This window comes from Streptomyces sp. NPDC030296 (assembly GCF_055572815.1).
On record NZ_JBVICQ010000001.1, the window covers coordinates 594,767 to 617,363 of the forward strand.

Genomic DNA, 22,597 nt, shown 5'->3' on the forward strand with positions numbered 1-22,597 from the left:
GCCGCCCTCGGCCGTCGGATCAGGTCCGGACCGGCTCGCGCACCGGGCGGCGGTTCTGGGAGAACGAGCGGAAGGCGTGGGCCAGGAGCGAGAGGGTCGTGTGGCGGTACCAGCCGGTGATGGTGCGGACCTGGTAGGCGTCCAGGCCGACCTCTCTTCGTAGGACGGCCAGACAGCGCTGAGTGGTCGCCTGGGCCCGTACCGCGCGGATGAACTCCGTGACGGTGGTGGAGTGTCCGGCGCACAGATACGACTGCGGGCGGCGGGACGGGGCCGTCGGCTGGTGGATCAGCAGCCATTGGGCGCGTCTGCCGGCCGCCGGGCCCCGCAGGCGCACGGTCTGCCAGGGCAGGGTGTTGACCCCGGCCGTCCGGCCGCCGGGCGGGGGTGCCAGCAGGTCGTCCGCCATGCCGCGCGGCAGCAGGGCCGCGGTGTCCTCGGGGTTCAGCTTCAGGACGTGGGGCACGCCCCGTTCCTCCAGCCAGAGGCGGAGGTCCTCGTCCCACAGTTCGCGCTCCGGCACGCTCACCCACGGCACGTGCGGGCCGCCGTCCAGCACCCGGGCGATCATCTGCTGGTTCAGCCGGGCCTTCGAGGCGTACTGCGTCCGCTGCGGCAGGACCGCGGACATGCCCCGGGACCGTTCCCGCAGCCACTCGCGGGGCAGATACAGTTCCCGGTCGATAACCGAGGTGCCGTGTTCCGAGACATAGCTGAGGAACAGCCCTATCTGACAGTTCTCCATCCGCCCGTGCTCGCTGGAGTACTGCCAGGCCGTCCCGGCCGAATGCCTGCCCTTTTTCACGAAGGTCTGCTGTGCGGTGACGAGAACCGGGCGGTCGCGGTCCCCCTCACCCGCCTCCGGGACACGGGTGTTCCGCAGCACATAGGCGCGGAGGTCGTCGCGTACGGCGTCGGCGTCCCACTTCGCCGTGCGCAGCAGTCGCTGCATTCCGTCGGGGCCGACTTCCCTGGCGCGTGAGGCGAGCGCGAAGGCGGTCTTGCGCATCTCGCTCGACAACAGCCCCTCCATGTACGAAATCACGAGTCTCCGGGGTTCCGCCCGCGAGAACCGATGCGAAATCAGGTCCGTCAGCTCGTTCATGATGCTCACCTTCACTCGCGGTGTCCGTCCGAATGGGAGCGCTCTCATGTCAGGGAAGACGTTAGCGAGTCACGGTTTGCCGGCGCTTTCGGTGAGTGCTGGTGACGGAAACGGCGGGGAAAGAACGGGGCGTTCGACCGTTCGGGAACCTGTCCGGGAGCCCGTTCAGGATTCGTGCAGCGCGCGGGTCAGTTCGGGGACACCGGGTGTCTCCTTGCCGAGGTCGTCGAGCAGCTTGCGCAGCCTGACGGTGTGCCCCTCCCACACCGGCGCCCGAAGGAGCCGGAACGCGGCGAGGGCCTCCCACAGGTGCAGCAGCGCGGTGTCGCGCTCGCCCCTCAGCGCCTCCGTGCAGGCGAGGTCCACCTGGACGCGGGCCTGGAGGAAGCGGTCCCCGATGCCGCCCGCGGCCTCGTAGGCGTCCCGCAGGGTGACCACCGCCTCGTCGAGGCAGAACTGGCGCCACTGGACCTCGCCGAGGACGCGCAGCCCGTACGCCTCCCCCATGCGGTCGCCCTGGGCGCGGGTCAGCCGCACGACCTGGCGTCCGGCCCGCTCGGCCTCGCGCAGTTCCCCGGTGCGCAACAGGGCCTCGGCCAGCCGGTAGATGTTCTGCGTCTTGCTGCGCAGCGCGTAGTCGCCCTCGCTCGCGGCGATGGCCTGGCGGGTGAGCCGGATGCCGAGGCGGACGTTGCCCCGTTCCACCTCGATCTGGGCCAGCAGTCCGACCGCGTGGGCCCGGCCGCTGATGTCCTCGGTCCGGTCGAACAGGTCGAGGGCCGCCCGGCAGTGGTCGGCGGCCCGGTCGAGGTCGCCGGCGAAGCGGAGGCAGACGGCGATGTTGCGCAGGGCCAGGGCCTGGCCCTGGACGTCGCCCGCCTCCTCCAGGTGTCCCATGGCCTGTTCCAGGAGCGGCTCCGCCTGCTGGTACTGGCGCTGGTAGATGGCGAGCGCGCCGAGGGAGCGCAGCATCATGCCGACGCCGAGTTCGTCTCCCGCCTCGCGCGCGGCCATGAGCGCCCACTCGGTGGTGGTGCGCCAGTCGACCGGGTGGCCGCGGGTCTCGCACAGCGGTACCAGCCGGGCCGCCAGGGCCCAGGCGGGGAAGGCGCGGCCGGACTCCGCGCAGACCCGGACCAGGTCGATGAGGATCGGGCGTTCCGTCTCGAACCATTCCATGGGGCAGCCGAGGATGTGCTCGATCTGCCGGGTCGCCAGGGGCAGGTCGCCGGGACCCGGCAGCGGGGGCAGATGGCCCTTGCCGCTGAGCTGCTCGTGTGCGGTGTCGGCCAGGACGAGGAGGGTGGCGACGGTGCGGTCCAGGGCCGCCTCGCGTTCGGCCGGCGTGTCCTCCTCGTGCGCGCGCTCCCAGGCGAACAGGCGCAGCAGGTCGAGGAAGCGGTAGCGGGGGCTGCCGAGCCGGCCGTGCGGGGACACCTCCAGCAGTTGGGCGTCGACAAGGACGTCGAGGAGGTCCTCGGCGTGGTCGAGGTCCGTGCCGAGCGCGGCCGCCCCGACCCAGGCCGAGAAGTGGGACAGGCTCAGCAGGCCGAGTCTGCGGTACATCTGGGCGGCGGCCGGGGGCAGTTCGCGGTAGCTGAGGGCGAACTCGGCGCGCAGGCCGCCGTGGTCGGGGCTGAGCAGGTCCAGTCGGCGGCGGCGGTCGGCGAGCCGGGCGGCCAGCTGGGACAGCGAGCGGTGCGGTTTGTTGACGAGTTGGGCGCCGAGGATGCGCAGGGCGAGCGGCAGGCCGTCGCACAGCTGGGCCAGTCGGGCGGCCATGCCGGGCTCGGCGCCGACCCGCTCGGGTCCGATCATGACGCCGAGCATCCGGCACGCCTCGTCGGTGTTCAGGGGTCTGAGGGGGATGCGCAGCACGGGGTAGTCGCCGGTGAGGTCGCCCAGCGGGTCACGGCTGGTGATGACGACGCAGCAGTCGCCGCGGCCCGGGAAGAGCGGCAGGATCTGGTCGATGGAGCGCACGTTGTCCAGGACGATCAGCATGCGCTTGCCGTCCATCAGGCTGCGGTACAGCGCGGCGCGTTCCTTGAGGTCGGCGGGGATGAGGGTGCCGTGGACGCCGAGGGCGCGCAGGGAGCTGTCCAGCGCCTTCATGGCGGACACGGGTTTCTCGTGCACGTCGTAGCCGCAGAGGTCCATGAACAGCTGGCCGTCGGGGTAGTGCTCGGCGACCCGGTTGGCCCAGTGGATGGCGAGGGCGCTCTTGCCGACGCCGCTGGCGCCGGAGAGCGCGGCGATCGCCAGGGGTTCGGCGGAGGCGGAGGCGTGCACCAACTCGTCGAGGAGGGCGATCTCCTCCTCGCGGCCGGTGAAGGCGGCGGCGGGCAGGGGCAGTTGGGCGGGCGCCGAGATCGCTGCCGCGGTACGGGGGTGGGGCGGCTGGTCCCGGGTGACGGCCGTCTCCGAGTCCTGCAGTATGCGCCGGTGGAGCTGCTGGAGCGCGGGGCCCGGCTCTATGCCGAGTTCCTCCACGAGGACCTTGCGTCCGGCGCGGTAGGTCTCCAGGGCGTCGGCGCGCCGGCCGGCGAGGTGCTGGGCCGACATCAGGTGCAGCCGGGCCTGTTCGCGCAGGGGGTGCTCCTCGACGAGGGTGACGAGTCGGTCGGCCGCCGCCCGGTAGCGGCCGAGCTGGATCTGGAGGGCGGCGTACTCCTCGTTGAGATCGAGCCACAGTTCGCCGAGGCGGGCGGTGGCGTGGTCGAGGTGGCCGCCCGTGAGTCCTTCGAGGGGCGGCCCGTACCACATGCCGAGCAGCCGTTCGTAGCAGCTCGCGGCCTCCTCGGTGCGGCCCTCGGCGGCGGCCGTGCGGGCTTCGGCGAGCAGGGCGTGGGCGGCCTGTACGTCGATGCGGTGGTCGCCCTGGATGAGGGTGTATCCGTGGTGGGCGGTTCGTATGAGTTCGTCGTCGACGGCGGCGCTCCGGAAGATCCTCCGGAGCGCCGTGATACAGATGGCGATCTGGTTGCGGGCGGTCGTCGGGGGTGCCCCCTGCCACACGGCTTCGGTGAGGCTGTCGACGGAGACGACCTGTCCGGCCGACAGGACGAGCATCGCGAGGACCTTCCGCTGTCGTGCTCCGCCGAGCGCGAGCGGTTCGCCCTCGATCTCGGCCTTGAGCGGGCCGAGCACCCTGAAGGACAACCGGCGCAACGAGACACCCTCCGTCACCTTGAGCAACTTTCCACCCGTCACCCCCCGGGCCGTGCTGTCACACGGGAAAGGGGGAGGGGGAACATCACCGTACGCGCTGTCACGTGATTCGTTGCCATGGCCGGCTCATCCGAGACGCGCGTTTCCCGCCAAACTCCGGATGAAGTGTTCAATCGTTTTCAGCTGCATTTCGACGCGTTCGCGCCAGCCTCAGGTCCAGGGGAACTCACGGCCCGCGGGATTCGTCCAGGGCAGGTCGCTCTCGTTCCGCTCGCCGAGGGGCCGCACATGGGCCGCACCGCTTAATTCACCCCCTGTAAAGCCGGCGGACATACCCGGCGTCGCCGCCTGCGCGGCGGCCGGGGTCCCGAGGGCGAGGGTGGTGGCCAGCAGTGCCGTACAGATGGCGGCCACCGTGTGAATACCGGTCCGTGACATGTGACTTCCTCTCCATAAAGCGGCCACCGAAGCGACCTGAACAATGCCCGAGCGTACCGCCGGGGTCTTTCGGTGTTGTTTTGGTGTCATTTTCAGGCGGCAAGCAGGGCCATTCATTGGCTCATTTCGATGGGTGCAACAGGAAACGATCGGCCTGGTGGTGTTCACCGCTGCAACGGAGCGGCGCCCGCCACGGCCGCGGTGTCCCCTGTCTCGATCTTCAGCGCCGCCACCAGCGCGCGGTACAGGGCGCTGGTCCGCAGGAGTCCGGTGTGCGTGCCGCGCGCGGCGACCCGGCCCGCCTCCATGACCACGATCTCGTCGGCGTCGAGCACGGTGGACAGCCGGTGGGCGATCGTCACGACGAGGCCGCGCCGCGCCTGCTCCCGAACGGCCTCCTGGATCGCCGCCTCGGTGAGGCCGTCGAGCTGGGCTGTCGCCTCGTCCAGGAGCAGGACCTCGGCGTCCGCCAGGAGCGCGCGGGCCAGGGCGACGCGCTGGCGCTGGCCTCCGGAGAGGGAGCTGTCGCGCAGGGGGGTGTCGAGCCCCTTCGGCAGGGCCGCGACGGCGTCGGCGAGCCGGACGCGCTCCAGTACGGCCGTCACCTCCGCCTCGTCGGCGTCGGGGTTCACGAAGAGCAGGTTGTCGCGGATCGTGCCCGGCACCACGGGCGTCTCCTGCTCCACATAGGCCAGATGGCGCCGCACCTCGTCGGTGCCGAGGCGTTCGTAGGGGACGTCCGCCAGCCGCAGTTCGCCCGCCGAGGGCAGGACGAAGCCGAGCATGAGGGAGAACACCGTCGTCTTGCCGGCGCCCGAGGGGCCGACGAGGGCCACATGGCCGCGGCGGGGCACGGTGAGGTCGAGGCCCCGCAGGACCTCGGCGCCGGTGCCGTATCCGGCGCTCACCCCACGCAGTTCGACGAGGGGCGCGTGCGCGGGGAGGGCGGCGATCCGCCCCGTCAGGTCGCCGGGCGCGCTCCCCCGTGCCTCCGGTTCGGGCTCCAGGGTGTCCACCTCGTGGATGCGGGCCGCCGCGGCGAGACCGGCCTGGAGGGTGCTGAGGCTGGTGCTCATGCCCACGATGGGGTCGAGGAGCCCGAAGGTGTACAGCAGGAAGGCGATCAGGGTGGGGACGGTCATCGCGCCCCCGGAGACCCGCCAGGCCCCCAGGGCGAGGACCGCGATGATCGCCGCCTGGACCCCGGCCCAGGAGACGGCCCACACCGTCGACTCACGCCGTACGGCCACCATGCTCTGCGCGCGGGCCCGTTCGGAGTGCTCCGTGAGCCGGGCGAGCTGGCGTCCCTCGGCGCGGGCGGCCTTCACCGTCCTGACCGCGCGCAGTGTGCCCTCCAGTTCGGCGCCGAGCGCGCCGAGGGAGCTCTGCGACCGCTCCCGGGCGCGGGCGATGCCGGGCAGCAGCGAGGTGAACAGGGCGACCACCACGACGACGGCCACCAGGGTGGCGAGCACCAGCACCAGGTCCAGCACGGCCATCAGCACGAGCGAACCCGCCACCAGGACCACGCCGTTGACCAGGGTGATCACACTGGTCGAGACGGCCTGGCGCAGCAGTACGGAGTCGGAGGTGACCCGGGTGACGAGGTCCCCGGCGGGGCGGGCGAGCAACGGGAAGACCTGGGCCCGGAGATAGCGGCGGACCATCGTCGTGCGGGCGTCGTGGACGACGCGTTCGGCGACGCGGCCGAGCAGCGCCCACTGGGCGCGGCCGAGGACGGCGCCGGTGACCAGCAGGGCGACGAGGAGGAGGACGGGCCGGACCAGGGAGTCGCCGCGGTCGAGGGTGTCGAGGACCGACCGGGTCGCCAGCGGGGCGACGAGCCCGGTGGCGGAGGACCCCAGGGCGAGGGCGAGGGCGGCGAGGAGGACGTTCCGGTTGGGGCGCGCGAGGCCCCATAAGAGTGCCGCGCGTCGACGTAGGTCGACGCGGGACGATAATGAATCATCCATGCCGATAGTGAGTCAGTGATGTCTCATTCTTGTCAAGGGCGCCCCGTTCCGCGCCACCGCTGCCTAGGCTCGTGCCGTGGGGAGCAGCATTCAGGAGAGCCGCACCAGGGAACGGACGCGCCTGGCGATCCTGCGCGCCGGGATCGGCGTGCTCACACGGTCCCCGGCGGCGTCCCTCGGTGAGGTCGCGGCGGCGGCGGGGGTCGCCCGGAGCACGCTGCACCGTTATTACTCCGACCGCACCGCGTTGGTCGAGGGCATCCACGCGTTCGTGCACTCCGAGTACAGAGCCGTGCTCGGAAGGGCCCGGCTGGACGAGGGCACGGGCCTGGAGGCGTACGCGCGACTCTGCTCCGAACTCGTCGACTCCGACGAGGTGTTCTCCTGGTGGCTCCAGGAACAGCCCAGCGGCAGTTGGGGCGCGACACCCGAGGACACCGTCGTCGCCTCGGTGCTCGAACGGGGGCGCGCCGACGGCAGCATCGACCCCCGGCTGGATCCGGACTGGATCGCGCTGCACACCTGGGCCGCGCTCTACACCGCCCGCGTCTATCCGCTCACCGGTTCCCGCTCCCCGCGCGAGGCACGGGAGTTGTGTGTGCGCACCCTGGTGAAGGTCGCCGCCCGCAAGGACGGCTGACCCCGCGCTCCCAGCGCGCGGACCACGCCGCGGTGACCGGCGGTACGGGGTGCTCACCATCCAACCTGCCTTCTGTGCAAGCGAGTTGATCCGGCCAATCCGCACGGTCCAGGCGGCGGGGCCGGCCCGGGGCCTCGTTGACCCTCGTTAGATTAAGAGCTTAATCTAACGTTGTGCCACGTTACGCAGACCCTGTGGAACGACGTCGGCAGGTGGCTCAGGCACTGTTGCGAGTGGTCGAGTCGGAAGGCCTGGAAGCCGCCAGCATCCCGCGCATCGCGCGGGAACTCGGCGCGACCACGGGCCTGGTGCAGACGTACTTCCGGACCAAGGACGAATTGCTGGTCTTCGCCGCGCAGTATGTCGGCGAGGCGATGAACACCCGTGTCGCGACCCTGCTGGAGGCGTGCGACCCGCACGACGTCAAGCAGCGGCTGCTGACCTCCCTCGGCGTCCTCACGGGCGCCGACGAGGGCACCGGGACCGAGGCCAGGATCTGGCTGGCCTTCCTCGCGCGGGCCGCCTACCACCCCGCGCTGCGGGAGGTGCACTCCGCCGGCTCACGGGAGATCCGCGACCGGTGCGCGGAGGCGCTGGCCCTCGCGCAGCGGCTCGGCCGGCTGCCCGCCGGCCTCGACCCCCGCGCCGAGGCCTTCGCGCTGATCGCCTTCGCCGACGGTCTGACCGTCCAGCGAGCCGTCGAGCCCGAACTGCTGAGACCCGACCACGTACGGCAGTTGCTGAGCCGCTACCTGGACCGACTGATGGACGATCGGAAAGACCGAGGAGAACCCCTTTGAGCACCGCGTTATTGCTGTCGCTGGCCGGTCTGGCCCTGCTCGACAGCACCAGCATGGGCACCCTGTTCATCCCCGTGTGGCTGCTGCTGGCCCCAGGACGCTTCAACGTCGGCAAGGTGCTGGTCTACCTCGTGACCATCACCGTCTTCTACTTCGGTGTGGGCCTCGCCATCGTCTACGGGGCCGACAACCTGTTCTCCGTCGCGGGTGAGGCCCTGGACGCCAGGACCGGGCTGTGGATCCAACTGGGCGTCGGTGTCGGCCTGTTCCTGCTGAGCTTCCGCTTCGACCCCAAGCGCCAGGAGAAGAAGGGCAAGAACAGCACCGGCAAGTGGCGCGACCGCGTCAGCTCCAGCTCCTCCGCCGGCTGGATGGTGGGGCTCGCCCTGCTGGCCGGGCTCGCCGAGGTGGCGACGATGCTGCCGTACCTCGGCGCCATCAGCATGCTGACGACGTCCGGGCTGAACACCGTCGAGATCACCACCCTGCTGGCGGGCTACTGCCTGGTCATGGTGGTGCCCGCCGTGGTGCTGCTGGCCGGACGGGTGCTGCTGCGCTCGGCCGTCGAGCCCGCGCTGGAGCGCATGAACGCCTGGATCTCCAAGCGGGCGACCGGCGCCACCGGGTGGATCCTCGCCATCGCCGGCTTCCTCGTCGCCCGTGACGCGGCGGCCCGGCTGTGGGTGCCCGAGGCGTTCAACTGACCCACGGGCACGACCGCGCGGCCGCGGGAGCCGCCCCCCTCACCGGGTGGGAAGCTCCCGCGGCCGCAGTCCTGTGGCGGCGCCGAGGAACGTCAGCACGTCGGCCGCGTAACCGGCCGCCTCACTGCGCGAGCGCGCCCCGTGACCCAGGTCCTCACGGCGCAGCACGATCTCGGCGCCGTCGACCGCCGCGTGCTGAAGGGCCGCGCACATCTTGCGGGCGTGCAGCGGATCGACGCGCGTGTCGTTGTCGAACGCCGACAGCATGACCGCCGGGTAGCGCACTCCGGGGCGGACGTGGTGGTACGGGGAGTACGACAGCAGCCACTCCAGTTCCCCCTCCACCGCCGCACTGCCGTACTCGTGGACCCAGGCGCGCCCGAGGCCGAAGCGCTCGTAGCGCACCATGTCGAGCAGCGGGGCGGCGCAGTTCACGGCCCGGTACCGGTCCGGGCGCTGCACCACGGCGGCGCCCACGAGGAGCCCGCCGTTGGAGGTGCCGGTCAGGGCCAGCCGTGCGGGGGTGGTCCAGCCATGGGACGTCAGCCAGTCCGCGGCGGCGTGGAAGTCGTCCACGGAGCGCTGCTTGGACTCCCGCCGGCCCGCGTGGTGCCAGCGCTCGCCCCGTTCCCCGCCCCCGCGGATGTGGGGCTCGGCGAAGACTCCGCCCGCCTCGACCCAGGCGAGGACCTCGGGGGCGTGGTACGGGCGGGCCTGGACTCCGAAGCCGCCGTAGCCGCGCATCAGCAGGGGCCGGGGGCGGCTCGGGGCGGTCTCCCCCGCCAGCTCGGCGTCGGTCACGTCCGGGGGCACGACCAGCGCCATGGTGACCCGGACGCCGTCGGTCGAGGGGTACTCGACGAACCGGGTGCGGATCTCAGGGGGTCGGGGGCGCGCTTCAGGGGAGCGGGGGACGGCCGGGTGCGCGCCGCGGCCGGGCACGGGCCACTCGGTGACAGTGCCCTCGCGGGCGTCGTAGCGGAAGACGCGTTGCGCGGTGGCGTAGTCGGTGTACGAGAACCAGAGGTCGCCGCCGCCCTCGGGGCGCGCGGTCATGTGGAACACGGTCCCGCGGCCCGGCAGCGGCACCCGGCCGGTCATCCGGCCCGAGTCCGCCTCGTGCAGGGTGAGTTCGGCGCACGCCTGCCGCGACCACAGCGCGACGAGCACGGGGCGGCCGCCGGGGCCGTCCAGCGCCGCCACCGACTGGAGCACCGCGCCGGAGCGTTCACCGATCAGCTCGGTCCACTCGGCGCCGGGGTCGGCCGGGTCGAACACGCACAGCCTGCGGCCGTCCGCGCCGGAGCCGGTGAGTACACGGGCCGTGCCGTCCCGGCCGACCTCCAGCGCGGAGTCGGCGCCCTCGCCGCCGGCGAGCGGCCTCAAGCGGGGTGCCTCCGGCGGGCCTGCCGCGAGGTCGGCGAGCCACAGCCGGTTGCCCGGTCGGTGGCCGACGCGGGCCGAGACGGTCAGCCAGCGGCCCGCGCCGCTCACCGCCACCCCGTACGCCGTGGACGGCTCGGTGTCGTCGCCGTGGACCACCGGGTCCGTGTCCGGGTCGGTGCCCAGACGGTGCCAGTGGACGCGGCGGTGGAAGCCGGGCCGGCCGGCCGGGATCCGGTCGGGCGGCAGGCGGCGCACGTAGTAGAAGCCGTCATGGCCGGAACGGCCCGGCACCCATGCGGGTGCCGGGCCGCGCGTACGGTCGACGGGGCCCTCCACGAAGGCTCCCGTCGCGGTGTCCAGGACGTGCAGCGCCGGTTCCTCCAGACCGTCGGAGGACAGCTGGCAGGCCAGCCGGGCGCCGTCCGGGGACACCGACCACGCGCCGAGCACCGTCCGGCCGGACGGATCGAGGCGCACCGGGTCGACCAGGGCCCGGACCTCGTCGTCCGGGCCGGCGACGTACAGCACCGGGTGCTCGGCGCCCGGGCGCTGGTCCTCGAAGAAGACCAGGCGTCCGCGCGGCACGGGCGGCTTGGTGGCGCCCGCGTCGGCGAGTTCGGTCACCCGCCGGTACCAGGTGTCCCGTTCGGGCCGTGACCGTACCGAGGCGGCGAACCGCTCCTCCTGGACGCGCAGCCAGCGCGCGGTCCGTTCGGAGGAGGCGTCCTCCAGCCATCGGTACGGGTCGGCGACCACGTGACCGAACACGTGGTCCACGGTGTCCTCCCGGGGGGCCGCGTCAGCGGCCCGTGCGCCCGGTTCCGTCATCCGTCTCTCCCGTGCTCGTGTCCGTCCGCGGCCGCCGGCCACGGCCTCGTCCCGGGCGGACGAGGGCTACAGCTGCCCGGCGACGAAGTCCGCCATGGCGCCCACGGTCTTGAGGGTGCCGAGGACGTCGTCGGGGATCTTCACGGAGAACTTCTCCTCCACCCGCACCCCGAGTTCGACGAGCTCCAGCGAGTCGATGTCGAGGTCCTCCTGGAAGCTCTTCTCCGGGGCGATCTCGCTCACGTCGATCTGCGACAGGTCCGCTATGACGAGGGCGAGGTCGTCAAGGACGGCGGCGTTGGTCATGGTTGTCTCCTCGGTGTCGGGTTGTGCGGTTGGGGTGGGTGTGCGGCCGCGGTGCGCGGCCGGCCGGAATCGTGGGTCTGTGGTCTGTGGTCTGTGGGCCGTGGGTCCCTGAGCCCGTGGGTTCGTGGGTCAGTCGTGCGCGCGCAGTTCGCCGCGCAGGTAGTGGTCGCGGCACAGGCCCCGCTTGACCTTGCGGCTGCTGGTGCGGGGGATCTCGCCCCAGGGGATCAGTACGACGTCGCTGACCGGGACGCCGTGCCCGTCGGCGACCGCGCGCCGCACCTCGGCGCCGACGGCGTCGAGGTCGCCGACGCGCCTCCGGATCTCGGCGACGGCGACGACGCGTTCGCCGTCCTCGCCGTCGACGGCGAAGACCGCGACGCCGCCGGTGCCCAGGTCGTGGCCGTCGAGGGCGGCCTGGACGGTGGTCTCCAGGTCGGCCGGGTCGTGGTTGCGGCCGTCGATGATGATCAGGTCCTTCAGCCGGCCGGCGATGAACAGCCGCTCCCGGTGGAAGAACCCCATGTCGCCGGTGCGCAGCCACTCCCCCATCACGGGCCGGCCGTCGCGTCCGGCACAGCGGGCGTTGAAGACCTCCTCGGTGCGCTGGGGCCGGCGCCAGTAGCCGTCGGCCACGTTGGGTCCCTGGACCCAGATCTCGCCGACGCGGTCCGGTTCCGTCTCCTGCCAGGTCTCCGGGTCGACGATCCGGATGTGGATGCCGGTGAGGGGGACCCCGCAGGCCACCATCTGCCGGGCCGAGGGGTCGTCGTCGGCGCAGGTCTCGACCTTGCCGTCGGCGAGGGCCTCCCGGTGGAAGGAGTACACGAGGTCGGGCTGCATGGTGGGCGGCGGGGCGGTGACGGCGAGGGTGGCCTCGGCCAGCCCGTAGGCGGGGCTGTCCAGCTGGGGCGGCAGGCCGCACTCGGCGAAGGCCCGGTTGAAGCGGTCCATGCTGTGCGGGCGGACGACCTCGCTCCCGTTGACGAGCCCTTCGAGGCAGCTGAGGTCGAGGTGCTTCTTCTGGGCGTCGGTGATCCGGTCGACGCACAGGTCGTAGGCGAAGTTGGGGCCTCCGGTCCACACCGCGCGGAAGTCGCTGATCAGCTTGAGCCAGCGGTACGGCGACTGGATGAAGTCCGAGGGGCTCAGGTGTACCGAGTGCACGCCCTGGACCAGCGGCAGGGCCAGGCCCATGACGAGCCCCATGTCGTGGAAGAACGGCACCCAGCTGGCGACGACGCGACCGGGTGCGAGATAGGTGGAGGCCCGCGCGATCTGCCGGCAGTTGGCGATGAGGTTGCCGTGGGTGACGCGCACCCCGCTGGGGGTGCCGGTGGAGCCGGAGGTGTACTGGAGGTACGCCAGGGTGTCGGCGGTGAGCACGGGCTCCCGCCAGTCGGCGGCGTCCTCCTCGGCGAGTTCGTCGATGATGAGCACCCGGCGGTCGCCGCCGTCCGGCCCGAGCGCGGCGGTGACCCGGTCGGCGGCGCCCGCCGTGGTCAGCACCAGCGCCGGGTCGGAGTCCAGCAGGACGGCGTCGATACGGCTGCGGGAGCGGCGTACGTCGGGGGCGGGCAGCGGCACCGCGACGAGCCCGGCGTACAGGCAGCCGAGGAAGCCGAGGATGTAGCTGATCTCGTGGGGGCACACCAGGGCGACGCGTGCGCCGGGCGGGGCGGTCTTCTGGAGGGCGGCGGCCACGGCGCGGGCCTTGCGGTCCAGTTCCTCGTAGGTCACGGTCCGGATGACGCCGGCGTAGTCCTCCGTGTAGTCGGCGAACGAGACGGCGGGGTCGTCCCCGGCGGCGTGGGCGTGCGCCCGGACGGCGGTGACCAGCCCGCCGGTCCGCAGGTCCGGGGCGGCCGGGTGGGTGTCGGTCGGCACGGGATGGGCTCCTCTCGGTTCCCGTACGGGTGCTCGGGTCAGTGCTTCTGGAGGACGCGGAGCATCTCCCGGTCCAGGAGGTGGCCGTGCCAGTCGTCGTAGGCGACGTCGCCGCGGCCGGAGTCGAGCACGCCGAACGGGCCGCGCAGATTCCACAGGGCCCAGCCGACGCCGTGGTCGGTGAGCAGCCCGAGCATGTCGTCGAGCCAGGGCAGCACCACCTGGTGCGGCACCGTGTTGTGGGCGCCGGTCTCCCCGGCGTGCACCCCGATCCCGGCGTCGGCGACGTCGAACCACGGCTTCAGGGACGCCGCCAGCTCGTCGCGGCCGTAGGGGCCGCCCTTGATGCCGCGGTCCCGCATCATGCGCGCGGCGCTCTCCTGCGCCTCCGGGGGCACGGGGAGTTCGGCGGGCACGGGCGGCAGGTCCATCGGCCAGGTCGGCACCGGGTCCATGGCCCGCAGCTGTTCGGGGGCGTGCTCGCAGCGGTAGTGGGACAGGGCGAGCGGGGCGAAGGAGTGCAGGCTCTGGGCGACGCCGCGGGTCGCGCACCAGTCGGCGGAGACCGGGGTGTACGCCCAGTCGAGGCCCTCGACGAGGAGCAGCCGCTCGGGGTCCTTGGCGCGGATCGCGTCGATCGCCGCGGCGTACACGGCGAGGATGTGGTCGTCGGTGAGGCCGGGGACGAGGGAGGCCGCGGGCGGCTCGTTGACCAGGTCGAAGCTGAGCCGTGTGGAGGGGATGCCCCGGTAGCGTTCGGCGAGGATCTCCCACAGGTGGACGAACAGGTCACGGGAGCCGAAGGGGTCGTCGACCCACAGCGAGCCGGGCTCGGGTTCGTTGTAGGGGTAGCCGAAGTTGGTGTGGCCGGGGGCCCGCCACAGGTTCAGCTGGACGTGGACGTCGTAGGTCCGACCGAGTTCCACGACCCGGTCGAGGACGGCGAGGCGTTCCTCGGGGTAGGTACGGCGTTCGGCGTCGCCGATGAGGAACAGGTACGAGAACGGTACCCGGACGTAGTCGAAGCCCCAGTCGCGGATCCAGCGGAAGTCGTCCTCGCTGATCCGGTGGTCGTCCATGGGCATCATCTCGCCCCAGCGGGAACTGGTGGAGAACATCTGGTGCAGGTTGAACCCGCGCCAGCGGGGCAGCGGCACCCGGCTCGTGGGCATGGCGTTACTCCTCGTGTCGTTGCGTGCTCAGTAGCCGGCGGCCCGGATTCCCAGGGGCACGTCGGTGTCGGGTACGGGCACCCGGAGGACGGAGAACCGCCCCTTGAGGGCGTGCTCCGCGGCCCGGCCCATGGCCTCGTCCAGCGCGGCCGCGTCGTGGACCGCGGCGCCCCAGCCGCCGAAGACCTCGGCGGTGTGCTCGGCGGGGGCGGCGGCCTCCCAGGTGGTGGAGACGTGCGGGCCGGTGGGGTCGGCGGCCCGCAGCCGTCGTGGCCAGCCGAAGCCCTGGTTGTCGAGGACCACGGTGATCACACCGAGGTCGAGGCGGCGCAGGACGTCCAGGGCGCCGACGCTCATCCGGAAGGCGCTGTCGCCGGTGACGAGCAGGGTGGGCCGGTCGGGGCGGGCCAGTGCGGCGCCGACGGCGGCACCGAGGCCGAAGCCCATCATCGTCTGCTCGCCGGGGCAGACGACGGTGGTGTCGGGGCCGAGCCGGAGCAGCGGGAAGTGGTAGGTCCAGATGTCGTGCAGTCCGTTCTCCTGGACCAGGGTGATCCGGGTGCCGAGTTCCCGCTGGGCGGCGCGCAGCACGGCGCGGACCGGGGAGTCGGCGAAGTCGGCGGTGGTGTGTTCCAACTGCGCTGCGCGGACTTCCTCCTGACGCGCCGTCCAGTCGGGGTCGGGGCGGGGCGGGGCGGCGGCGAGGCGGTCGGTGAGGGCGTCGATCGTCAGGCCGACGTCGCCGAGGAGGGGCTGGGCCACCGGCCCGGCCTCGGAGAAGGCCGACGGGCGGGCGTCCGCCCGGATGACCTGGGCGTCGCGCCAGGACCGCCACCCCATGCGGGCGGTCTCCTCCATACGGCTGCCGAGGACGAGCAGGGTGTCGGCGTCGTCGAGGAGGTCGTGGGCGGGCGGTGTGGTGTAGAGGCCGACGAGGCCGTGCGCCCTGCGGTGGTGTTCGTCGAGGGCGCCGCGGCCGGAGGCCGTGGTGAACACGGGGCTGCCCAGCAGGTCGGCGAGGGTGCCGAGGCGGCCGGCGTCGGTCCAGCGGGTGCCGCCGCCCGCGATGACGACGGGGCGGCGGGCGGCCCGCAACGCGGCGGCGGCCGCGTCCAGTTCGGCGGACGGGGGGACGGAGCGCGGGCGGCGGACGGGCCCGGCGGCGGGGGCCTGTTCGACGTCCCGCGCGGTCACGTCGTCGGCGATCTCCAGGACCGTGAGGCAGGGGCCATCCGACACGGCGAGTTCCACGGCCCGGCGGACCGCCCAGACGAGCTGTTCGGGGGTGTCCACGAGGTGGGTCCAGCCCGCGAGGGACTCCACCATGCGCCGCTGGTCCAGGTACTGGAAGGCACCCCGGCCGATGTCCTCGGCCGGCACCCGGGTGGTGATCACGACGACGGGCAGCGACAGGGAGGACGCTTCGAGCAGGCCGGCCATCGCGTTGGCGAAGGAGGGGCCGGAGTTGAGGGCGAGCACGACGGGTTGCCGTGCGGCCGTCGCGTACCCGGCGGCGGCGCACGCGGCGATCCGCTGGTCGCCGATGACGCCGACGCGGAGTTCGGGTACGGCGGTGGCGGCGTCGAGGAGGCCGGGGTCGTCGGAGGGCAGTCCGAGGACCATGCGGACGCCGGCGTCGGCGAGCGTACGGGCGACGGTGTCCCAGCAGCCCCGGAGGGCGGGGGCGGCGTCCGGCGCGGGGGTCACGGCGGTCATGCGCGGGGCCCCTCGGGGTCGGTGGCGCCCCGGCCGAGTTCGGCGGAGAGCAGCAGGGGCCGTGCCGTGACGTGTCCGCCGGAGCGGACGTGGCCGGCCTGCCAGCCGTAGCCGCCCAGCGGCTGGTTGCCGTCCTCGGCGTCGAGGGCGGTGCGTTCGCGCAGGACGACGCCGGTGCCGGCCCGGTCGCCGCGCAGGGCGTGCTCGCCGTACACGGACACGTACATGCCGCGCAGCAGTTCGGCGGGGCTGTCGAGCCAGCGCTGGAGGTCGGCGCCGGTGGAGTAGCGCATCACGCAGACGACGGGGGCGAAGAACTCCGGCGGCGCGAAGGACGGGTCCCAGGGCAGGTCGAGCACGGTCGGTTCGACGAGGCCGGTGCGCGGGTCGGCCCGGCCGCCGAAGGTCACCCGGCCGCGGTGCGCGCCGAGGAACTCCGCCGCCTGTTCCACGGCGTCCGGGTAGCTGAGCGGCGCCACCACCGTGCGCGGGTCGCTCAGCGGGCCGACGGGGACCTCGGCGGCGCCCTCGCGGAGCGCGGTGAGCAGGTCGTCCGCGATGTCGTCGTGGGCGAACACGACGTCCGGGCAGAGGCAGTCCTGGCCGGAGTTGAACATCCGGGTGCCGAGGATGTCGGCTGCGGCCTGCTTGACGTCGCCGTCGGCGCCCACGACCAGCGGGTTGGGCCCGGAGCCGAACGCGAGGAACAGGGTGTTCTCGCCCATCCGCTCCCCCACGCCGATCGCGTTCTCGGGCCGCCCGTTGAACACGACGGCCTCGGCGTCGGCGCAGCGCGCGAGGAACTCGCGCTGCGTCATGGAGACGAGTTCGACGGGGTGGCGCCCGCGTAACATCGGGTCGGCGGACATGATCCGGTGGATCTCCCGGGTCTGGGTCAGGGCCCGCTGGGAGGGGCGCATCACGATGTGCCGGGTGTAGAGGGCGGGGATCAGCCCGAACAGGACGTACGAGTAGAGCAGGTTGTTGGAGGGCAGGAAGACGCCGAGTTCGCCGATGTGGCGCGGCCGGTGGGCGGCGAGTTCGCCGTCGGCGCCGCGGAGCGCGGCCAGCGCGAAGCCGATCTCGTCCTCGGCGGCCCTGCGGGTGGCGATGGTCTCCAGGACGGCGACCAGTTCCTCCCGGTTGCGCCACACCGCCTCGGCGGCGTCCGCCGCGAAGCCGTCGTCGCCCGGTTGCCGGGCGGGGGCTCCTCCGTCGCCGGGCGCGGGGCCCATGACCGCGGTCCCGGACCCGTGCGGCCGGGGAGTGTTCGCCGGTGGTACGGACACGTTTTCCTCCTGACATCGGTTCGGCCGGGGCCGCGCGGGGCGTTCGCAAGGGGTGGGTGGCCCGGGGCTAGGGGGTGTTGTCCCCCCAGGGGTGTGGTGGGGGGCCGGGCGGGGGCCGCCCGGCGAAGCGCCCCGCCGGCCGGTGCGGCCGCCGGTCAGCCGAGCAGGCCGCCGCGCAGGGCCTTCAGCGGGTCCCCGTTGTCGTACATGCCGACCAGTCCGCCGCCCTGCCGGGTGGCGTCGTGGGCGACGTAGCCGAGCAGGCCGAGGAGTTCGTCGGAGCATTCGGCGGCCATCGACGGCGGTACGGCGAGCATGTTGTTGTCGACCGGGCGCAGCCAGCCGGCGCAGTAGCTGAGGGCGATGCCGCGGCGGGAGCGGTCGGTGGTGCGGTTGGCGCCGCCGCCGTGCAGGACGTCGCCGCGGAACAGCAGGGCGTCGCCGGGTTCCATCACGGCGCGGCCGATCTGGTCGCCGCGCGGGCTCTGGTCGAGCGGCCAGTGGCAGCTGCCGGGCACCACGCGGGTGGCGCCGGTCTCGGGGGTGAAGGGGGTGAGCGCCACCATGGCGCTGGCGTTCCAGGGGTGCTCCTGGCGCGGCAGGTGGGGCCACCACGAACCGGTGTCGCGGTGGATCATCTGGGCGGCCTCGCGGGGCCCGATCTGGATGAGTTCGGCGACGCTGAGCAGGATCTCGTTGGACCAGGGGGCCAGCAGCCGGCGCATGCAGGCGACGATCTCGGGGTGGGTGATGAGGTCGTGGGAGGCCCTGACCTTGCCGGGGACGCCGTGCACGCGCAGGGTTTTGCGGCCGAGGAACAGGTCGTAGATGCCGGAGCCGGTGTCGGAGCCGACGGTGCGGGGGTTCTTCTCCAGCCACTCGTCCAGTTCGCGGTTGAAGGCGTCGACGAGCGAGCGGTCGACCAGTCCGCGGACCACGGCGGCCCCTTCGGTGCGGACGCACTCGTCGATGGCTGGCCAGTCGTAGGGGGCCTCGAAGGCGGTCGCGTCGGGCCCGCTGTCCGCGTCGACCGCGGCGGCGAAGTTTCCGCGCTTGCCCGTGGCTGTGGTGTTCACGTTGTTCTCCTCGCTGCGTTCGTTGATCAGTGGGTGGGCCGCCAGCGCCGCAGGACCAGGGCGGCGTTGTGGCCGCCGAAGCCGAACGAGTTGCTGACGGCCACCTCCACGTCGTGTTCGCGCGCCTTGTGCGGGACGAAGTCGAGCTCCTGGTCCTCGGGGTCGTCGCAGTTGATCGTGGGCGGGATGCGGCCCGCCGTGAGGGTCTCCAGCGCGGTGATGGCCTCGACGGCGCCGGAGGCGCCCAGCATGTGGCCCGTCATGCTCTTGATGGAGCTGATCGGGACACGGGTGGCGTGGGAGCCGAACACCCCGCGGATCACCTTGATCTCGGTGGTGTCGTTCTTGGGGGTGCTGGTGCCGTGGGCGTTGATGTAGTCGACGGCGTCGGGGTCGAGTCCGGCCTCGGTGAGGGCCAGCAGCGCGGCCCGCTGGGCGGGCAGCCCGTCGGGGTGCGGGGCGGTGACGTGGTACGCGTCGGTGGTGGCGCCGTATCCGGCGAGTTCCCCGTGGATGCGGGCGCCGCGGGCGACGGCGTGCTCCTCGCTCTCCAGGACGACCACTCCGGCGCCGGCGCTCATCACGAAGCCGTCGCGGGCCGTGTCGAAGGGGCGGCAGGCCCGCTCGGGTTCGTCGTTGCGGCGGGACAGCGCCCGGGAGACGGCCGCGCCGTTGACGTCGACACGGGTCAGGGAGTCGTCGACGCCGCCGGCGATCACCACGTCCGCGATGCCGAGGCGGATCATCCGCATGGCCTCGCCGAGGCAGGTGGAGCCGGTGGCGCAGGCGGTGGTCATGGAGGTGGACGAGCCCTGGAGGCCGAAGCGCAGCGAGATCTCGCCGCAGGCGCTGTCGACGCCGCTGCTGGGGAAGAAGTAGGGGCTGACGGCGCGGGGACCCCGCTCGGCCATCGCCTTCGCGGCGGTCACGGCGTTGCGGGCGGGGCCGCTGGCGGTGCCGAGGATGACGGCGGCGCGCGGCGCCGTCTCGGGGGTGATCTGAAGGCCCGCGTCCCGGACGGCCTCCTCGGCGGCGACCAGGGCGAGGTGCACGGTGCGGTCGAGCCGGCGCACGGTCTTGTGGTCGAGGTGGTCCTCGGCGCGGAAGTTCTTCACCTCGCCGCCGAACCGCACGGGCAGGTCGGAGGCGTCGAGCTGGGTGAACGGGGCGATGCCGCTGCGGCCGTCCAGCAGGGCCTCCCAGGTCTCGTCCCAGGTCAGACCGAGCGGGGTGATGGCTCCCCGGCCGGTGATCACGACCCGGCGCGGGCCCGGCCCGTACCGGGGCAGCGCGTCGGGAACTCCGGGGCTCGGTACGGCTGCGCTCATGTCTGCTCACCCTTCGCCAGAGCCCTGCGGGCTCGTTCCTCGAGTCGGGACACAACGGTCTTGCCGTTGCTGCTGAGGGGGAAGGCGTCGAGCACCAGCACGAGGTTGGGCAGCTCGTAGGGCTCCAGCACCTTCCTGAAGTCCCCGGCCCAGGCGGCCGGGGAGCGTCGTAGGGGGTCCTCCACCAGGAAGACCAGCCGGGTCTCGCGGTCGCCGTGCCGGACGGCGGCGACATGGACGGGTCTGCCGCAGCGTTCGGCCCGGCGGGCCAGCGCGGCCGGGTAGAGGGTGTAGCCGTGCCGGGTGACGGCGGACATCCGGCCGAGGACGCGCAGCCCGCCGCGGGCGTCGAGGACGCCGAGGTCATGGGTGCGGAAGTCGCCGTCGCCCGGCGGCCGCACGGTGGTGCCGTCGGCGTCCAGGAGCCCGACCGTCGCGTCGGGGGTGCGCACCCACACCTCGCCCGGTTCGCCGGGCGGCAGCGGGCGGCCCGCCGGGTCGCGCACGGACACCTGGAGGCCGGGCAGCGGCAGGCAGTCCTCGGGGGCGTCGGGGCCGGCGAGGGCCACGTTGCCGAGTTCGGTGCTGCCGTAGCCGTCCAGCAGCGGCCGCCCCATGGTGGCCCGGAAGTCGCGGGCGAGGGCCGTGTCGAGGGGGCCGCCGCCGGTGCACCACAGGCGTACGGAGCGCAGCTCCTCCACCCGTTCCGGACGCAGCTCCGCCAGGCGCAGCAGCGAGCGGTGGACGGAGGGCGTGGCGTCGACGACGGTCGCCCGGTGGGCGGCGACGGTGTCGAGGGCCCGGTCCAGCCGCCGGTACGGGGTGACGAGCAGCCGGCAGCCGCTGAGATGCGCGAGCAGCACGAGGGAGAAGCCGTACTGATGGCTGAAGGGCAGCAGGGGGGCGAGGACGTCGTCGTCGCGGTACCCCATCCGCTCGACGGTGCGACGGGTGTTGGCGAGGACCGAGCGGCCGGAGCGCACGATCGCCTTGGGTTCGCCGGTGGATCCGGAGGACCAGGCGATCAGGGCGTCGTCGCGGCGGGCCCAGGCGTCCAGGGTCAGCGGGGCCGAGGGGGTCCACCGCTCCGGTGTGCCCGGCGTCCGGGGCGGTGCCGTCTCTCCCGGTGTCTCTCCCGGTAGGGGCGGCGCCGGTGACTCCGCCGGGCCCCCCTCGTCGAGAAGGGCTCCTCGCAGTGCCGGTGCGTCGAGGGACAGAGACGGGACCGGGCCGGCCCACTCCTGCGAGGGCGGCCCCTCGTGGATCAGCCGGTCGGCACCGGCCCGCGCGGCGGCCGCCGCGGCCGACCTCGGTGACCTGAGGTGGTCCACGAGGACGACACCGGCGCCCAGGTGCATCAGGCCCAGCAGCACCGCCACGAAGGCGGGCGAGTTGCTCGCGTGCAGGGCCACGCGGTGCCGGGGCAGGACACCGAGGGCCCGCAGGGCGTCGGCCGTCCGGTGTGCCTGTGCGCCCGGCCGCAGGAGGGTACCGGCGGGGCCCGTGGTCTCGTAGGTCGTGAGGGTCATGGGAGGCGCCCTCGGGGGGTGGTGCGCGTCGCTGCCAGCACGTCATCTCCGATCTCGGTGATCAGGGGCCCCGTGCCAGGGGGGGGCGGCTCTACGGATCGCGACGGAGCGCGGATTCCGGAGCGGGAACGTGGACACCGGCGCGCCGTCGGGGCGGTCCGCTGTGCCACGTCCAAGACGCTAACCGATACGGCGGACAATTCTCGATGTCCGGCTCTCAAATACCGTACGACTACGGCACTTTCCCCCGGCGGCACACGGGTCACCTCGCCCTATGCCCGAAAGGGCAGGGCGGCCTGCCCGCACGCAGATCGGGGAGACTACGGCACTTGCCGTTCCCCGCTCCTGGTACGGCACTTTCCGCTTGACGCTTCAAATGGCCGCGTGTTGACCTTTGTTCGCATCACGCCACCGGAATCCGACGTCCCCCGCGGTCCGGTGAAGCAAGCCGGCGGGCGGTGACCCCGCCCGTCGGCGACGATTTCCCGGGATTCGCTCAGCACTTCCCCGGGGGATCGCGAGCAGACCATTGTTCCAGCCCGGGCCGCATACCGCTCCGGCATCACGAGGGTGGGAGAAATGCAAGGAGAGTACGTCTCGCTGCGGCCGATCAACGGCAAGCAGGACTACGAGCTCATCGCCCAGTGGTCGTCCTCCGTCGCGTCCGTGTACTCCTCGGGCGGGCAGACCTTCACCACCGCCGATGAGATGGAAGCCCTCGTGGCCAGGCACGGGATCACCTATCTGATGGTGGTCGACCGGTCCGGGGAACCGGTGGGCGGGGTCACCTACCAGCAGCTCACCTATCCCGGGAACTTCGAGGTCGGCAATGTGGTCGGCGCACCCGAACTGTGGGGCCTCGGCTACGGGATGGAATCCATGCATCTGCTGCTGGACCATCTCTTCCACCAGCGCAACGCCCACCGGGTCCATCTCATGGCCGGCCTCTACAACAAACAGATGGTGCAGATCTTCCTCAAGGGCCCCATCAAAGTGGAGGGAATCCTGCGGGATTTCTTCTTCCTCGACGGTGAATACCATGACGCGCTGGTCGGTTCCCTGCTCAGGAACGAGTACTACGGATTTCTGCGCAGCCTGGGGACCAGTCCCGCCGACCTGATCCCGAAGGACGACAAGGCCGATGCCCGCGTCCTGCTCGCGGAGGCCCTCGACAAGGTGAACGACATCCTTCCCGCCCGGACGAACGGAGGTGAGACCCGTGCCGATATCGCCGATACCAGCGTCTGAA

Annotated in this window: 16 protein-coding genes; 4 read left to right on the forward strand and 12 right to left on the reverse strand. The window is 72.7% G+C overall.

Translation table 11 applies throughout. The features are described 5' to 3' along the window. Positions 1-19: 19 nt before the first annotated feature. The 3 genes from ACZ4Z3_RS02510 to ACZ4Z3_RS02520 form a co-directional block, all read right to left on the reverse strand. A complete protein-coding gene (locus ACZ4Z3_RS02510) occupies positions 20-1,105 on the reverse strand; it encodes an IS701 family transposase (RefSeq protein WP_468499292.1) in 1,086 nt (361 codons plus the stop codon). 165 nt (positions 1,106-1,270) lie between these two features. Then, on the reverse strand, positions 1,271-4,294 hold the full coding sequence (locus tag ACZ4Z3_RS02515; RefSeq protein WP_468499293.1) for an AfsR/SARP family transcriptional regulator: 3,024 nt from the start codon (positions 4,292-4,294) through the stop codon (positions 1,271-1,273). Positions 4,295-4,878: 584 nt separating this feature from the next. Continuing rightward, the gene (locus ACZ4Z3_RS02520) at positions 4,879-6,687 is read right to left on the reverse strand and encodes an ABC transporter ATP-binding protein (RefSeq protein WP_468499294.1); all 1,809 of its coding nucleotides are present in this window, start codon (positions 6,685-6,687) and stop codon (positions 4,879-4,881) included. 76 nt (positions 6,688-6,763) lie between these two features. Here ACZ4Z3_RS02520 and ACZ4Z3_RS02525 point away from each other — a divergent pair, with 76 nt between their 5' ends. The 3 genes from ACZ4Z3_RS02525 (at position 6,764) to ACZ4Z3_RS02535 (ending at position 8,831) form a co-directional block, all read left to right on the forward strand. After that, positions 6,764-7,327, forward strand: a complete 564-nt coding sequence (locus ACZ4Z3_RS02525) for a TetR family transcriptional regulator (RefSeq protein ID WP_468499295.1) — start codon at positions 6,764-6,766, stop codon at positions 7,325-7,327. Between the two features lie 233 nt (positions 7,328-7,560). Then, on the forward strand, positions 7,561-8,127 hold the full coding sequence (locus ACZ4Z3_RS02530; RefSeq protein ID WP_468499296.1) for a TetR/AcrR family transcriptional regulator: 567 nt from the start codon (positions 7,561-7,563) through the stop codon (positions 8,125-8,127). Further along, positions 8,124-8,831, forward strand: a complete 708-nt coding sequence (locus ACZ4Z3_RS02535; RefSeq protein WP_055541874.1) for a GAP family protein — start codon at positions 8,124-8,126, stop codon at positions 8,829-8,831. Before ACZ4Z3_RS02530 ends, ACZ4Z3_RS02535 begins: the two co-directional genes overlap by 4 nt. A 39-nt stretch (positions 8,832-8,870) precedes the next feature. On the opposite strand, the gene ACZ4Z3_RS02540 is transcribed toward ACZ4Z3_RS02535, so the two are convergent. The 9 genes from ACZ4Z3_RS02540 to ACZ4Z3_RS02580 form a co-directional block, all read right to left on the reverse strand. Beyond that, positions 8,871-11,045, reverse strand: coding sequence for a prolyl oligopeptidase family serine peptidase (locus tag ACZ4Z3_RS02540; protein WP_468499297.1), 2,175 nt, complete (start codon positions 11,043-11,045; stop codon positions 8,871-8,873). 66 nt (positions 11,046-11,111) lie between these two features. Beyond that, positions 11,112-11,351 carry a phosphopantetheine-binding protein gene (locus tag ACZ4Z3_RS02545; protein WP_468499298.1) on the reverse strand — a complete coding sequence of 80 codons (240 nt, stop codon included), beginning with the start codon at positions 11,349-11,351 and terminating at the stop codon, positions 11,112-11,114. 129 nt (positions 11,352-11,480) lie between these two features. Continuing rightward, a complete protein-coding gene (locus tag ACZ4Z3_RS02550) occupies positions 11,481-13,238 on the reverse strand; it encodes a fatty acyl-AMP ligase (RefSeq protein ID WP_468499299.1) in 1,758 nt (585 codons plus the stop codon). Between the two features lie 38 nt (positions 13,239-13,276). Beyond that, positions 13,277-14,410, reverse strand: coding sequence for a glycoside hydrolase family 5 protein (locus tag ACZ4Z3_RS02555; protein ID WP_468499300.1), 1,134 nt, complete (start codon positions 14,408-14,410; stop codon positions 13,277-13,279). Between the two features lie 27 nt (positions 14,411-14,437). Further along, complete coding sequence (locus ACZ4Z3_RS02560) at positions 14,438-16,126, reverse strand: thiamine pyrophosphate-binding protein (protein ID WP_468499301.1); 1,689 nt, start codon at positions 16,124-16,126, stop codon at positions 14,438-14,440. After that, positions 16,123-17,415: an aldehyde dehydrogenase family protein gene (locus ACZ4Z3_RS02565; protein WP_468499302.1), complete on the reverse strand. Its 1,293-nt coding sequence runs from the start codon at positions 17,413-17,415 to the stop codon at positions 16,123-16,125. Before ACZ4Z3_RS02565 ends, ACZ4Z3_RS02560 begins: the two co-directional genes overlap by 4 nt. 155 nt (positions 17,416-17,570) lie before the next feature. Beyond that, the gene (locus ACZ4Z3_RS02570; protein WP_468499303.1) at positions 17,571-18,491 is read right to left on the reverse strand and encodes a phytanoyl-CoA dioxygenase family protein; all 921 of its coding nucleotides are present in this window, start codon (positions 18,489-18,491) and stop codon (positions 17,571-17,573) included. Between the two features lie 26 nt (positions 18,492-18,517). Then, on the reverse strand, positions 18,518-19,819 hold the full coding sequence (gene fabF, locus ACZ4Z3_RS02575; RefSeq protein ID WP_468499304.1) for a beta-ketoacyl-ACP synthase II: 1,302 nt from the start codon (positions 19,817-19,819) through the stop codon (positions 18,518-18,520). After that, complete coding sequence (locus tag ACZ4Z3_RS02580) at positions 19,816-21,348, reverse strand: class I adenylate-forming enzyme family protein (protein WP_468499305.1); 1,533 nt, start codon at positions 21,346-21,348, stop codon at positions 19,816-19,818. The genes fabF and ACZ4Z3_RS02580 overlap by 4 nt, the downstream gene beginning before the upstream one ends. Before the next feature lie 579 nt (positions 21,349-21,927). On the opposite strand from ACZ4Z3_RS02580, the gene ACZ4Z3_RS02585 reads away from it, so the two are divergent. Further along, positions 21,928-22,596: a GNAT family N-acetyltransferase gene (locus ACZ4Z3_RS02585; RefSeq protein WP_468499306.1), complete on the forward strand. Its 669-nt coding sequence runs from the start codon at positions 21,928-21,930 to the stop codon at positions 22,594-22,596. Position 22,597 lies beyond the last annotated feature (1 nt).

Coding starts and splice junctions, on each gene's coding strand:
- ACZ4Z3_RS02510 (WP_468499292.1), bottom strand. CDS start 1,105: ATGAACGAGCTGACGGACCTGATTTCGCATCGGTTCTCGCGGGCGGAA.
- fabF (WP_468499304.1), bottom strand. CDS start 19,819: ATGAGCGCAGCCGTACCGAGCCCCGGAGTTCCCGACGCGCTGCCCCGG.
- ACZ4Z3_RS02555 (WP_468499300.1), bottom strand. CDS start 14,410: ATGCCCACGAGCCGGGTGCCGCTGCCCCGCTGGCGCGGGTTCAACCTG.
- ACZ4Z3_RS02580 (WP_468499305.1), bottom strand. CDS start 21,348: ATGACCCTCACGACCTACGAGACCACGGGCCCCGCCGGTACCCTCCTG.
- ACZ4Z3_RS02520 (WP_468499294.1), bottom strand. CDS start 6,687: ATGGATGATTCATTATCGTCCCGCGTCGACCTACGTCGACGCGCGGCA.
- ACZ4Z3_RS02585 (WP_468499306.1), top strand. CDS start 21,928: ATGCAAGGAGAGTACGTCTCGCTGCGGCCGATCAACGGCAAGCAGGAC.
- ACZ4Z3_RS02560 (WP_468499301.1), bottom strand. CDS start 16,126: ATGACCGCCGTGACCCCCGCGCCGGACGCCGCCCCCGCCCTCCGGGGC.
- ACZ4Z3_RS02545 (WP_468499298.1), bottom strand. CDS start 11,351: ATGACCAACGCCGCCGTCCTTGACGACCTCGCCCTCGTCATAGCGGAC.
- ACZ4Z3_RS02540 (WP_468499297.1), bottom strand. CDS start 11,045: ATGACGGAACCGGGCGCACGGGCCGCTGACGCGGCCCCCCGGGAGGAC.